The sequence below is a fragment of the Candidatus Weimeria sp. HCP3S3_B5 genome (genome assembly GCF_052064335.1).
GTDB lineage: Bacteria > Bacillota > Clostridia > Lachnospirales > Lachnospiraceae > Weimeria.
The window spans coordinates 72,076-86,293 of sequence record NZ_JBQHVU010000005.1 but is presented as its reverse complement, the minus strand read 5'-3'; the positions used below and the strand labels follow the sequence as shown (position 1 = coordinate 86,293).

12 protein-coding genes and 1 tRNA gene are annotated in these 14,218 nt (G+C 46.6%); 1 reads left to right on the top strand and 12 read right to left on the bottom strand.

Annotation, left to right across the window (positions count from 1 at the left end; translation table 11 throughout):
- Window positions 1-15 precede the first annotated feature (15 nt).
- Genes feoB through ACTNCK_RS03930 form a run of 3 tightly spaced genes read right to left on the bottom strand, consistent with a single transcriptional unit; the run spans window position 16 to window position 2,728 of the window.
- On the bottom strand, window positions 16-2,229 hold the full coding sequence (gene feoB, locus ACTNCK_RS03940) for a ferrous iron transport protein B (RefSeq protein ID WP_441081084.1): 2,214 nt from the start codon (window positions 2,227-2,229) through the stop codon (window positions 16-18).
- Between the two features lie 20 nt (window positions 2,230-2,249).
- On the bottom strand, window positions 2,250-2,471 hold the full coding sequence (locus ACTNCK_RS03935; RefSeq protein WP_441081083.1) for a FeoA family protein: 222 nt from the start codon (window positions 2,469-2,471) through the stop codon (window positions 2,250-2,252).
- A complete protein-coding gene (locus ACTNCK_RS03930) occupies window positions 2,468-2,728 on the bottom strand; it encodes a FeoA family protein (protein WP_441081082.1) in 261 nt (86 codons plus the stop codon). The genes ACTNCK_RS03935 and ACTNCK_RS03930 overlap by 4 nt, the downstream gene beginning before the upstream one ends.
- 165 nt (window positions 2,729-2,893) lie before the next feature.
- Here ACTNCK_RS03930 and ACTNCK_RS03925 point away from each other — a divergent pair, with 165 nt between their 5' ends.
- Window positions 2,894-3,289 carry a metal-dependent transcriptional regulator gene (locus tag ACTNCK_RS03925; RefSeq protein ID WP_441081081.1) on the top strand — a complete coding sequence of 132 codons (396 nt, stop codon included), beginning with the start codon at window positions 2,894-2,896 and terminating at the stop codon, window positions 3,287-3,289.
- Here the strand turns inward: ACTNCK_RS03925 and pyk are convergent.
- From pyk to ACTNCK_RS03880, 9 genes are all read right to left on the bottom strand, one after another.
- Entirely contained in the window at window positions 3,270-4,700 is a 1,431-nt protein-coding gene (gene pyk, locus ACTNCK_RS03920; RefSeq protein ID WP_441081080.1) for a pyruvate kinase, read from the bottom strand. The two genes, ACTNCK_RS03925 and pyk, sit on opposite strands and share 20 nt — an antisense overlap.
- A 274-nt stretch (window positions 4,701-4,974) precedes the next feature.
- Window positions 4,975-5,907, bottom strand: coding sequence for a carbamate kinase (gene arcC, locus ACTNCK_RS03915; protein WP_441081079.1), 933 nt, complete (start codon window positions 5,905-5,907; stop codon window positions 4,975-4,977).
- Window positions 5,908-6,163: 256 nt separating this feature from the next.
- Entirely contained in the window at window positions 6,164-7,660 is a 1,497-nt protein-coding gene (locus tag ACTNCK_RS03910) for a S1C family serine protease (protein WP_441081078.1), read from the bottom strand.
- Between the two features lie 105 nt (window positions 7,661-7,765).
- Window positions 7,766-9,592 carry a glutamine--fructose-6-phosphate transaminase (isomerizing) gene (gene glmS, locus ACTNCK_RS03905; protein WP_441081077.1) on the bottom strand — a complete coding sequence of 609 codons (1,827 nt, stop codon included), beginning with the start codon at window positions 9,590-9,592 and terminating at the stop codon, window positions 7,766-7,768.
- 18 nt (window positions 9,593-9,610) lie between these two features.
- A complete protein-coding gene (locus ACTNCK_RS03900; RefSeq protein WP_441081076.1) occupies window positions 9,611-10,783 on the bottom strand; it encodes an LCP family protein in 1,173 nt (390 codons plus the stop codon).
- An 83-nt stretch (window positions 10,784-10,866) separates the two neighbouring features.
- Window positions 10,867-12,210 (bottom strand): glycosyltransferase family 2 protein, encoded by a 1,344-nt coding sequence (locus ACTNCK_RS03895; RefSeq protein WP_441081075.1) that lies wholly within the window; start codon window positions 12,208-12,210, stop codon window positions 10,867-10,869.
- Window positions 12,200-13,270: a UTP--glucose-1-phosphate uridylyltransferase gene (locus ACTNCK_RS03890; protein ID WP_441081074.1), complete on the bottom strand. Its 1,071-nt coding sequence runs from the start codon at window positions 13,268-13,270 to the stop codon at window positions 12,200-12,202. The genes ACTNCK_RS03895 and ACTNCK_RS03890 overlap by 11 nt, the downstream gene beginning before the upstream one ends.
- Window positions 13,221-13,961: an acyl-[acyl-carrier-protein] thioesterase gene (locus ACTNCK_RS03885; protein WP_441081073.1), complete on the bottom strand. Its 741-nt coding sequence runs from the start codon at window positions 13,959-13,961 to the stop codon at window positions 13,221-13,223. Before ACTNCK_RS03885 ends, ACTNCK_RS03890 begins: the two co-directional genes overlap by 50 nt.
- A 140-nt stretch (window positions 13,962-14,101) precedes the next feature.
- Window positions 14,102-14,173 (bottom strand) — tRNA-Gln (locus ACTNCK_RS03880).
- Window positions 14,174-14,218 lie beyond the last annotated feature (45 nt).

The window sequence follows — 14,218 nt, the reverse complement described above, 5'->3', positions numbered from 1 at the left end:
CCTTTTTTGTCAAAGTCATTCAGGCACTTTCGCAGTCCTCTCTTCCTGTATATACTTCCTGTCAGGATCTGGCCTCACCAGAAGATAGATATAGATCCCAAGCACTATGAAGGCCCCGATAGTCCAGCCTGTGAAAGGTACTCCGTTGAAGAGTCCAATTATCTGATATACCATATAGGTCACACACCAGGCTGATATATTCTGGAATGCTATTGCCTTCCAGAATTTCCTGCGATCGCCCATTTCCTTTGCCATTGTGGAAATAGCTGCAAGGCACGGGCTGTCGAAGATATTGAATACAAGGAAGGCGATCGCTCCCATCGTAGCCCCGGTATGAGCACTTCCATAGCCGAAGAACTCACTGAAGGCATCACGAAGTGCATTGAAATGATAGCCGCTCTGAGTCACTGCGTCTGTCACGTCCGCTCCGAGCTTTGATACGATAGAAAGTGTTCCGACAAGCTGCTCCTTTGCAACAAATCCTGAAAGAGTAGCCCCAACCGCCTGCCAGTGGCCGAAGCCAAGCGGATAGAATACAGGAGCCAGGAATCCACCTATAGCTGCAAGGATGGAATTTGCTGTATTGTCAACCAGTCCAAAGGCTCCGCCCTCTATTCCGAACGATGAGAGGAACCACATCACTGCGCAGCAGAAGAAGAGTATCGTTCCTGCCTTCTTTATAAAGGCCCACAGTCTCTCCCACATATGAAGCAGGAGGTTCCTTATAGTAGGAAGATGATAGGCCGGAAGTTCCATTACGAAAGGTACAGGCTCACCCGCGAACTCCTTTGTCTTCTTCAGGATAATACAGTATATTATCACAATTCCGATCCCGGCGAAATAGCAGACGGGCGCAAACCACCATTTATCAGCTCCGAGTACATATCCGCCTATAGCTGCAATGACCGGAAGCTTGGCTCCGCACGGTATCATGGTAGTGGTCATCATTGTCATGCGACGGTCCTTCTCACTCTCTATAGTACGAGTCGACATGATGCCCGGAACCCCGCATCCTGATGAGATGAGGAAAGGAATAAATGACTTTCCCGAAAGTCCGAACCTTCTGAATATCCTGTCCATTATAAATGCCACTCTCGACATATATCCGCAGTCCTCAAGGAAACCAAGCAGAAGAAAGATGATGGCCATCTGAGGCACAAAGCCCAGAGGGGTTGCTATACCATTTATTATTCCGTCTACGACAAGGGACTCTACCCATGCGGATGCTCCTATGTGGTGCAGAAGCGGACGCATGAATCCATCCTCTATCCAGGCTCCGAACAGTGTATCGTTTGTCCAGTCCGTAAGCGGTCCGCCTGCAAGCGATAGGCCTACATAATAGACGAGAAACATGATTCCGACAAAGACAGGAAGGGCCAGCCATCTGTTGGTCACTATCCTATCGATCCTGTCAGAGGCAGAAAGTGCTCCCTTTTCATGGCCCTTCTTCACGCACTTACTGATCAGCCCGGTGATATAATTATATCTCTGATTCGTGATTATCGATTCGGCATCATCATCCATCTCCTTCTCGCAGTCCCTTATGTGGCCCTCGATCTCGTCCATTACTGCTGCAGGGATCGCAAAGTCCTTTAAGGCCTTCTCATCTCTTTCGAAGGTCTTTATAGCATACCATCTCTCCTGATCCTTCGGAACATATCTGCCCAGGGACTCTTCTATATGGGCGATCGCATGCTCTACAGAGCCTGTGAAGACGTGAGGCAGCTCACCGGATTTCTTTGTCATGGCAGCCTTTAGAGCAAGTCGTGCGGCCTCTGTGATATTTTCTCCCCTGAGGGCGGATATCTCTATGATCTGACATCCAAGGGCATCGGCAAGCTTTTTTGTATCGATATTATCCCCGTTTTTACGGACGACATCCATCATATTTATCGCCATTACAACAGGAATGCCGACCTCGATAAGCTGGGTGGTCAGATAGAGGTTTCTCTCTATATTGCTTCCATCTATAATGTTTAAAATGGCGTCGGGTCTGTCTTTTACAAGATAGTCCCTTGCGACGACCTCCTCAAGGGTATAAGGACTAAGTGAATAGATACCAGGCAGATCCTGAATTATCACATCCTTATTTTCCTTAAGACGTCCTTCCTTTTTCTCTACAGTAACGCCCGGCCAGTTACCCACATACTGATTGGCACCTGTAAGCGCATTAAAGAGAGTTGTTTTACCGCAGTTCGGATTTCCCGCAAGCGCGATCCTTATCTCCATCGTTTCCTCCTGATCATCCTTTATTCCATCTCAAGTATATCCGCATCATCCTTTCGAAGCGACAGCTCGAATCCCCGAACAGTTACCTCTACAGGATCCCCCAGCGGAGCTATACGACGGACATATATTTCTGTGCCCTTTGTGATCCCCATATCCATGATCCTGCGCTTAAGAGCCCCGGCTCCGTGGATCGATCTCACTCTGGCAGTCTCCCCTACCCTTATATCACGCAGCGTCCTCACTTGAATACCTCCATTTCTACCGCTTTTTTTGTCTCTGACAAAACCACAAAAACCTTTGCAGCCATCTGATCGGTAATGGCCAGTCGTGAACCCTTCAGATTTACGATCATATTTCCGTTTCCTGACTGGCTGATTATATTCACCCTGCTTCCAATGACAAAGCCCAGATCGCAGAGGTGCTGCTTCATCTGATCGGAGCCAGAGATCTTTGATACCATAACTTCCTCTCCAGTTCGTGCAAAAGATAATGGCAACATAGCTTTCCCTTCTTTCTATTTGTTAGTCATGCCTTGCATCAGTTATATTAGCATAGACTAACATCATTGTCAAGAAAAATAAGTCTTCCCTAACAAAATGGCGGGTTTGCTTTTAAGAGTTGGATGTTGTATCATTATAAGGATACGATAAAGGAGGAATTTTTTATGAAAATGCAGGAATCAGCGCAGGATTACCTGGAATCCATTCTTATTCTTTCAGAGCAGAAGGATTATGTCCGTGCTACAGATATATGTAATTATTTCGGATATGCCAGAGCTACGGTTTCAGTTTTCATGAAGCAGCTTAAGGAAAATGGATATGTAAATATAGACGAGCACAATCATATCACTCTTACAGATTCTGGGCTCGCAATAGCTAAGCAGATGTATGAGAGGCACAAGTTCCTCTCAAATGCATTCAAAAAAATGGGCGTCCCTGAGGATATAGCCACCAGAGACGCCTGCAGAATGGAGCATTATGTCTCTTCCGAGACCTTTGAGGCCATAAAAAAGGCCTATGCTCTGTATGAAGACAAGGTTCTCAGACCATCTGAGCCTTGATCAGATTTGTTGTACCAGAAATCCCAAGAGGGACGCCTGCTATAAGAACGACCACATCACCCTCGGTAAGCAGTCCCTCTTCCTCACATTTCTTTAATGTATGTGCAAAGAGCTCCTCAGCATCCTTTTCCTCAGAGATCATTATAGGAGTTGTGCTCCAGCAGAGATTCATCTGACGGCATACCTTCTCGTCTATGCATCCTGCAATGATCGGTGATGCAGGACGGAACTTTGATACCGCATGGGCAGTGCGTCCCGACTTGGTTACCGTGACGATAGCTGTAGCATTCAGGTCACCGGCAAGCATACAGGCCGAATGAGTGATTCCGTCAGTTATGGAATTCTCACCGCTTCTTTCCCTTTCGTTTTTTATCATCCTGTTCAGATAATGGATGTCCTGCTCTGTTCTCTTTGCGATCTTATCCATTGTACGCACTGCCTCAACCGGATATTTTCCGGCTGCCGTCTCTCCGGAAAGCATTATGGCTGATGTGCCATCGTAGACAGCATTTGCCACATCTGTCGCCTCGGCTCTTGTCGGTCTCGGATGTGTGATCATGGAATCAAGCATCTGGGTTGCTGTTACAACGAATTTTCCCGCCTCATATACCTTTTTGATGATCATCTTCTGGATCACAGGCACATCCTCAAGCGGAATCTCAACTCCCATATCTCCACGGGCAACCATTATTCCATCCGCTGCATCTATTATAGAATCGATATTCTTGATTCCCTGATTATTTTCTATCTTTGCTATGATCTGGATCTTTTCTCCGCCATGCTCCTTCAGAATTTTTCTGATATCGTTGATATCATCGGCTGTCCTGGTAAATGAAGCTGCGACAAAATCGAAGTCCTCCTTTACCCCGAACACCAGGTCCTTGTAATCCCTTGGGCTTACAAAAGGCATCGAAAGCTCTGCGTTAGGGACATTTACACCCTTTTTGTCTGAGATATGGCCGCCATTTACGACCCTGCAGGTGATATCTGTCTCGCTCACCTTCTGCACTACCATCTCCACAAGCCCGTCATCTATCAGGATATGGACTCCCTCAGACACATCCTTGGGCAGATCCTTATATGTGATCGATACTATATCCTTATCTCCCTCGACATCCCTCGTCGTAAGAGTAAAGATCTGATCATCGACAAGATCCACTCCTCCCTGCTTGAAATTCTTTAACCTGATCTCCGGTCCCTTGGTATCAAGAAGAGCCGCTACAGGTTTACCTGTCTCCTTCCTCAGCTGTCTTAAGGTACGAAGTCTTCCCAGATGCTCCTCATGGCTTCCATGAAAAAAATTAAATCTGGCCACGTTCATACCTGCCTCTATAAGCTCCTTCATGGTCTCAGGCGACTCAGAGGCCGGGCCCAGTGTACATATTATCTTGGTTTTTCTTCGGTATTCCATTGTTTCTCCTAATATTCTATTATATAAGTAAAAGTTACTTCCCTGATTCCTGATCAAGGAAGCTGTCTTCGTTAAGCTCGAACTTCGTCTTCGACTCGTTCTCTCTAACAAGGAAGTTCTTTTCGCTAAATTCGAGCTTCGCCTATGGCTCGCTCTCATTAATCTCAAAGAACGGCTTCGTTTCGGATTCGAGCTTCGCTTTCAGCTTGCTCTCATCTCGAAACTTTCAGCCTCGAGCTTCGCCTTTGGCTTGCTCTCATCTCGAAGCTTTCGGTCATTTCGCTATCATTGTGCCGTCACGGCCTGCGACCAGCGGTCTGTCAGGATCGAGCTTTGCTATAAGTGTCTTCCTGATCGCAGAGTCGCCGATGAAGCTTATTGCTGCCTCTATCTTAGGAGCCATAGTACCGGCCTCGAACTGGCCCTGTTCTAAATACTTCCTGGCATCGGATACTGAAATGAAATCAAGGGCCTTCTCATCTGACTGGCCGAAGTTCAGGCAGACCTTATTGGTTCCGGTGAGGATGATAAGCATATCTGCATCCACCTGATCGGCCAGAACTCCTGCTGCCGTATCCTTTTCTATGACAGCTGATGCGCCCTTTAACAGATGATCCTGGGAGAGGACCGGGATACCGCCTCCTCCGCATGCAATGACCACCTGATCAGCATCAAGCAGAGCATTTATAGCATCTATCTCAACTATGCTCTGCGGCTTCGGTGTAGCTACTATCCTCCTGTAGCCTCCATCGACTTCTGTCACATGGTTGCCCTTCTTCTCCTGGGCAAGCGCCTCATCCTTTGTCATAAGTCTTCCGATTATCTTTGTCGGTCTGTAGAAGGCCTCATCATAAGGATCAACGGTCACCTGTGTCAGAACAGTTGCTACAGTCTTGTATATTCCCTTATTGATAAGTTCACTCCTTATTGCACTCTGGAGATCATAGCCTATATATCCCTGGCTCATTGCTGAGCATACACTCATAGGTGTGTCAGTATACTCAGGATAGTTCTGGGAAAATTCATTCATTGCGGTATGGATCATCCCTACCTGAGGACCATTGGAATGAGTCACTACTACCTGATATCCCTGCGAAACAAAATCCGCTACTGCCCTTGCGCTTCTGGCTGCAGCCTCCTTCTGTTCAGGAAGTGTTGTACCAAGCGCATTATGACCAAGTGCGATAACAATTCTTTTCTTGTCCATAAATCTCCTTCTTAGGGCATATACTCTGCCCCCAACCATTCAGACAGATTCCCTTGCCTTGCATGACAAAGGGAGCACGGTATCTTCCGCGCCCCCTTATTATATAGTTTATCTCCTGTAAATACAAGCATTTGCATCGTATGCTAAAACCAATAAGTCAAAAAGTCACCATCCGAAAAAGGAAAGAACGGACACAAAAGGAATGCTTCATAATAGAAGCACTCCTTTATATGTGGAAAATATGGAAAATTAAGAATCAGTTCCCGAATATCTGGCTCCAGTCATAGAGACCGCCGTTACCGAAGCTGTTGTCATCATTACCCTCATCGTACTGACTGCCATTGTCGTCTCCGCTGCTTCCGGAATCCGAATCGTCAGTCGGTCTCGATATAAGAGTGACGGTCACGTTCTTTGACTTATAGTCATTCTCTACAGTTGCAACAGCAACCTTTACCTTATCACCCTTCTTCTTGCTTGAGATATACTCTCTTAAGGATGACATCGATGAAATATTATTGCCATCGACTCCGGTTATCACGTCACCCTTCTTGATGCCGGCCTTCTTTGCAGGGCTGCCTGAAACGACCTTTGTCACATAGACACCCTGAGGCATGTTGTAGGACTGAGCCATCTCAGATGAGATATCAGCTCCCTGGATTCCTAAGAAGCCCTGATCACTGGTGCTTTCAGAAGAGGACGAGGAGGATTGGTTCTTTAAGCCTGGTCTGTTTGTTACCTTTCCTGTGGACATCAGCTGGTCGATTATAGTCTTTGCATTGTCGATAGGAATGGCAAATCCCATGCCCTCGATCGATGCATTGGTAGATGAACCGCTGCTTGAATACTTGGCGGATACTATACCTACGACCTGACCCTTTGAATTGAGAAGGGCACCGCCTGAATTTCCTGAGTTAACGGCTGCGGATGTCTGGATCATCTCCTGGGTATAGGTCTTTCCATTGTCCTCATTCTGGATGGAAACCTCTCTGTTCAGAGCACTTACGACTCCGGTGGTAACGGACTGGCCGTATCCTAGAGCATTTCCGATAACTATTGCCTGCTGGCCAACCTTAAGTGATGCAGAAGATCCTAATGTAGCTACCTTGATAGCCTTCTTTGTGCTGTCCTTGATCGATGAAAGCTTGATCCTTATCACTGCCAGATCTGACTGCACATCTGTACCAACGACCTCACCAGTCACACTCTTGTTGTCATTGAAGGTAACAGAAAGGCTGTTGGAATTGCTTACCACATGATTGTTGGTAGCAATGTAGAGATACTTGTCATCCTGCTTGAAGATGACTCCGCTTCCAAGGCTCTTGGTAGGCGTTGACGAAGTGCCAAACCAGCTCTGGACCTTCTCAAGTGACATGTTGGTCACCTGTACAATAGAAGGAAGCGTCTCACTTGCTATTGCTGATACATCATCATTTGCCTCATTCTTTGATGTAGCTGTCGAGGAGATCTGATTGGACGAGTCTGTTCCGCTACTGGTCTGCTCGCTCTGATCGCCGCCGGCAATATGGCTGGTCAGTCTGTTGGCTCCGTAGGTGACGGGACCTGCTACAAGCCCGAAGATAAGAGCTGCTGCAACAGCCTTTCCTACAAACTTTGCTGCAGGATGAGGCTTCTTTTCCTTCCTCGGATGCTCGGGCCCGTTATACTGGCCATTGTATGGATTATAGCCATTGTCCTGATTATTGCTGCCGTCATCACCACCCGGCTGATATTCATAGTACTGATAATTACTCATATATCCTTACCTCGCTTTCAACTGAAGTCATTTCCTTTTGACAGCTATTATATTAACAGTCAAATATGTAAGATCTGTGAAGATAAATTTTTATTTATGTGAAACTTACTCCACAGTCACTGACTTAGCGAGGTTACGAGGCTTATCGACATCACAGCCCTTGCCGACAGCTACATAATAGGCAAAAAGCTGAAGCGGAATGATGGCAAGCGAATTTGTGAAATACCTGTTGGTCTGAGGAATATAAATCACATAGTCCGCGTTCTCCTCCATATCTGTATCGCCCTCATTTGTGACCGCAAGCACAAAGGCTCCTCTTGTACGAACCTCGACAATATTGGATACAGTCTTGGGATAGAGATCCTTCTGGGTGGCGATCGCTGTCACAAGGGTCTGATCCTCTATAAGAGAGATAGTACCATGCTTAAGCTCTCCTGCCGGATAGGCCTCAGAATGGATATATGATATCTCCTTCAGCTTCAGGGAGCCCTCAAGTGAAATGGCATAGTCTATTCCTCTGCCAATAAAGAATATATCCTTGGCTCCGACATAGCGGTTTGCGAATTTCTGAATCCTGTTTTTATTGTTAAGAAGCATCTCTATCTGATCAGGAAGCTTCTCAAGGTCAGCTATATAAGCCTTTTCCTGATCGTCATTTATCTCGCCTCTTGCCTTTGCAAAGCGAATGGCAAGCAGATAATGACAGATCAGCTGGGCTGAATATGCCTTTGTCGTCGCAACAGCTATCTCAGGGCCAGCCCAGGTATACATTACACTGTCTGCCTCACGAGCAATCGATGAGCCCACTACATTTACTATAGCAAGAGTAGGTATGCCCTTCTTTTTGGCAAGCCTTAAGGCTGCAAGGGTATCGGCCGTCTCTCCGGACTGGCTTATTATTATGACCAGATCCCTGCTGTCAAGGATAGGATCCCTGTATCTGAATTCACTTGCCACATCAACATCTACAGGTATCCTTGCCATGCCTTCATAGACATATCTGGCAGTAACACCTGTATGGTATGCGCTTCCGCAGGCAACTATATGGAGACGTCTAATATTCCTGATATCCTCATTTGACATGCCGAGATCATCAATGACCACATGATCCTTCCTGATCCTTGGTGAGAGTGTATCCCTTACAGTCTTAGGCTGTTCATACATCTCCTTCAGCATGAAATGCTCATATCCGCCCTTCTCAGCGGCATTGGCATCCCAGTCTATATGTTTCGACTCCTTTTCGACAGGCTCTCCGTCTATATTGAAAAAGCTTATCGAATCCTTTGAAAGGCAGGCGATCTCCTGATTGTCGATATAATAGACATCCCTTGTATGCTTTAATATTGCTGTGACATCTGATGCTATATAGCTTCCGTCAGAGGCAATACCGGCTATAAGAGGAGAATCCTTTCTTGCAGCATACACCCTGTCAGGATGATCTGCAAACATTATACCTAGCGAATAGCTCCCCTCTATACGGAGCATCACCTTAATGATAGCCTCGAGAGGATTGCCCTGATAATAGTAGTCAAGCAGCTGGGCAACGGATTCTGTATCAGTCTCCGAGATGAAACTGTATCCCTTTGCAGTAAGCTTGTCCTTTATCTTCTGATAGTTCTCTATAATCCCATTATGGACTACTGCAATGGTCTTGTCCTTGTTGTACTGAGGGTGGGCATTTATATCAGACGGCTCCCCGTGAGTGGCCCATCTGGTATGTCCTATTCCAACGGAACCTGGCATATTGGCTCCGTCGTGGGTAAGCTCCTCAAGGACCTTAAGACGTCCCTTTGCTTTCTTTATCTCGATCTCCTTGCCGTCAAAAACAGCTATTCCTGCCGAATCATATCCACGGTACTCAAGCTTTTCAAGACCATCAAGAAGTATAGGCGCAGCCTGATCCTCACCTATGTATCCAACTATTCCGCACATCTATCTGCCTCTGTCTTTCTACTGTGTCGATGCAGTACCTTTTTCAGTGGTATCCTCTGTAGTGTCAGTATCATCGACTCCGATATTGCCCTCGAGCTTGCTGTAATTCTGAGCAGAGCTCTCGCTTGTTCCTGTCTGCTGTGCTATCTGTGAGCTTATGGCTCTTACCGTCTGGCTAGGAGCATAGTTAGCCTCATCAAACATCTTCTGATGAAGCTTTACCACATTAGATTCCAGAGTACAAGGAATCATAGTATCGCTGCCATTTATCTTCACATTGGTCTCATCGAACGGGAAGCCGAATGACTTGTCGATCTGATACGACTTAACGGCGCTTGCCAGAGAGATCATCTCTGTTGCAGAGAAGTTTGTAGAAACCTTTGGGAATACATCGTCTATTATCCTGCTGAGCTGAGATCCTGAAGCGCCCTTTACCTTTGCAAAAAGCTGGCTCATTACGGCTCTCTGCCTTCTTGCGCGTCCCCAGTCATCTCCTGCTCCGTGCCTTATGCGGCAGTATGCGCAGGCCTGCACTCCGTTAAGAGTCTGCTTGCCGGCTCTTGTAACATAGGTCGCCTTCTTGCCGGAAATCCTTGCCACCTCAGGTATCGTCGGATATCTCCTGCTGTTTAGGGCAGCCAGCTCATCGTTTGATACGTCAATATCCACTCCGCCTACATCATCAATGACATCAACAACAGCAGCGAAATCCACAGTCACGAATTTGTCGACATTCAGATCAAAGTTCTCATTGATCATCTCCATTGCTTCCTTCTCACCGCCTCTGGCATAGGCTGCGTTTGACTTGGCGAAGCGGGTACCGTTGGTCGGATCCACATCCAGATAGAGATCCCTGTAAACCGAGGCCATACGGATCTTCTTGGTATCATTGTTTATGCTCACCAGGATCTGCACGTCGGTATTACCTGTTGAATAATTGCCGCTCGAGCGGTTATCAACCCCGTATATCATGAAATTGGTATAGCCGGACAGGACCTCCTCCGTCTTCTTTGATATATTTCCAGCCTTTATCTTGCCTAAGTCCTTCATGTTGATCGTTCCGAACTTAAGCCATACGAAAAGCACTAAAAGCAGTAGGAGGAGTATGATTATCTCTATGATAAGAAGGACCTTCCTTCTCCTTCTTCGTCTCTTCTTCCTGGATGGTCGCACTGTATCATGTTCACTCATATATCTGTACCTTAACTCTCCTTTTCTTTCCTGATAGATATTAACCTCTGAATGATACCCCGATTCTCTTCATTTGTCAATTCTCATAGAACATAGTTGTCGATACCAGCCGGAAGATTCCTGTTGTAAAACGGATCCCCCGCCGGGATAGTTCCTGACCATTTGTCAAGCAGGATCTTCCTCGAGGCCTCGTCTCCGCTCTCCTCTGCCTCCTGCCGTCCTGTGATCACACCAGGGACATAGACAACCCTCAGTCCTCCAGCCCTGGCCTTCAGGCATAGATCCAAAAACATATCATTCCCCTTCAGCCTCGTATCAAATCCGCCTGATCTCTTAAAGAAACTGGCATCTATCATACAGAACGAAAAATCCACCATAGAGACGTCCTGGGGCCTTATATTTCTCCCGTAGAGTCCGCTTGAAAAAATCCCCTGGCCCCTGCAGGCCGGATAGGTGATACCATTCTGGTCAAATATGTATCCGCAGTTTAATATGTGCGTCCCATGTATAAATTTCCCTGCCGCTATTGCTATATCAGGCTGACAGACATAGCCGTAGAGCTTCTGGGCAGCCCGTCTTGTAAGCACCCTTACATGCCTGTTCTTTATCAGTATCACATCCGACCTGTGCGCCTCAAATCCGCTTCCGTCATAGCGGACCTCCCAGGAATCTCCGAGAATGCCCTGACTTATGGAGGCAGCTACCCCGGCCTGATTGAAATAGGTCATTGCAACAGTTATATGTTCCCTTAAGCTCTGCCGTCTAAGCTCCCTGATCTCCGGGCTGTCAGGAAGGTCATATTCCATTCTGTGCCAGAGCAGGGCAGCGACATGGCCGAATCTTATCCCCTTTGCCATTGCTCTAAGGAAAAGATCATAGTCAAAGGCAAATCTGAGATTCTTATTGAAAAAGCCTGTCCTTGAAAATGCATCCCGCTTTACTATAAAGGTATCGCCTATATAATTGTCCCCCAGCAGGAGCTCCTTGTTGAAATCAGGTAGAAAATATGGATTCATCCGGCTCTTGTCCCTGATTTCATCGTGATCTGTATATATGATCTGATCATCCGGGTGAAGCATTATATGATCGCTCAAGTACCTTAAGATCATGGTATTCAGCCTGTCTGTAAGACCCAGAAAGATGAGATAGTCACCTCTTGCCATCCCTATCCCGGCATTGAATACATCAGCCAGCGAGCCTCTGGGTCTTATCCTGTGGTAGCTTACCCTGTAGTCGTCTCCTGCTGTCTGCCTGGTAACCTCATCAAGTCCTGCCCCTGGACAGGCGTCTAACACATGGATCTCCAGATTCTTCCACTTTATCGCACAGGCAGAGGATAAGCCCTGTCTGAAAAAAACAGCGTTTGTCTCATAAGCACCTATTATTATTGAAAAGCGGATCCTCTCAAGCTCCATCTTATTTTCCATTCCTCTTCAGAAGCGCAAGCGCACTGTCAGCAGAATCAACTCCATGCAGATTCTTGACCGGAGCAAATTCCCTTTCCCTCTCCACTTCTACCGGGAGGAAATCCGGGAAATTCTCTATCAGATCGGTTATCATTATCTCATACTTATATCCATTAGGCTCCGATGGATCCACAAGAACTCCAGGCTCCATCCCCGGCCTCCATGGTCTGCCATCAGAGGCAGCCAGATAAGGGATCTTTTTCTTTACCTTGTGAACGGGCAGCCCGTCATTTATTGTATTTAAAAGAATTGAAGTATCAAAAAGATAGTTGACGCTTACTCCTGCACCATAGACCAGATTGCCATCCGCGTCCCTTTCATTGCACATCTCCTCAGTCATCTGTGTATAATCGATAACAGACGGGCGGCCGTTTTTTTTGCAGACTACTCCTACCTTCTCATCCGGAGACACCTTCATCACAGCCTTGACTCCGGCGCTTTTGCCCTCGCATATGAGAGAGCCCAGAAAGCCTGGATCCCCGATCCTTGCAAGTACATTGTCAACACCGAATACATTAAGCCATCTGACTCCGCTAAGGCAGTCTCCGTAGCCTGCACTTATAAGCGATCTGAAAAAGCCGCCGTTTCCATTCGGAGAGACTGCAGGATGGCCCTCGCTCTCATAGAGCGCTTGCCCATCCAGATCCGTGGCCTGAGCCATCTCTTGCTTATAAAACCTTATCTGATCCCTGTCATAACCGAAATAATCCTTCTCCAGAAAGAAATCCCTTGTTGCCTGATCATTCTTATCGGATGTCATTATAAAGAATGGTATGGACCGCTCTCCCAGCTCATCACGGAGATTGTCAAACAGGCATGAAAAAATGGATCTCCCTGGCTCTATAGGAAATGTCCCCTTGGGACCGTCGTAGCCAAGCCTGATGCCCATTCCACCGGCAAGCAGCAGGAGCGCAAGCTCCCCATTGTCAATAGCTCTAAGTCCTGCTTCTCTGTAGCTCTCCCTTTTTTTATTATATTCTTCCAGCCGAAGAGTCGGCATAGGACTGATCTCTGCTCTCATTTATTGCCTCAAGCCTCATAAAGGAGGTATTCTCATCATCAGTTATATCCAGATATACATTTCCGTTTTCATTTCCCATCTTTACAAGCATCAGATCTCCCAGATGGGCCTGACTCTTGTATTCTATCCTGAAGAAATCAAAATAGCCCTGATCTGAAAGGAAATCCTCTGCTATAGAAATATATTTACCATTATTCACATGACCATTCGAATCTATCATTGTCCTGTCGACCTTGATAGAGGAGATGGTTTCCGTCTTTTCAGGAAACCTTATCTTCCTGTTTCCGAACTGCTCCGTCGGAGCAGCACCTATGCCATATGCCATAAACATCTCGTCCGGGGTCCTTGCAGGACACATCTTGTCCAGATCCATATATATCCAGAGGGAATTGGCAGTCACAAAGGGTGTCTCATTCCAGTCGGTTATAGTAAAATATCTCGAAGCAAGAGCGCCCCTTGCCTTATAGGGATATGTTCTTACTGTCACATTATCTCCCATAGTAACCGGCTTATGCAGCCTGACCTGCCAGTCTGTCACGAACCAGGCTCTGTTATTGGCCTTAAGCCACTGAGATGTATATCCTGTATCCTGTGAATGGAAGGTTGCACAATCCTGTAGCAGATTTATTATCCCTGTAAGTGGAAGGGTGAGATTCTCATCCGTTGTGGAAAAGCCCACCCGGGTCTTCATTTCATACATTGTCCATGCCTTTCTGATACTAGGCTGCCTTACCGGCAGCAGTCATTTTACAGAATGATATTTTATCATTATTAGCTCTCTATGGCAAACATGGATAAAAAAAAGGAACCGCATAAGCGATTCCTTAAATACTGGCCCACAAGGATTCGAACCTTGAAATGACGGAGTCAGAGTCCGCTGCCTTACCGTTTGGCTATGGGCCAATGACTGACAACAAAATTCATTATACTCATCTCCGAAGAATAAGC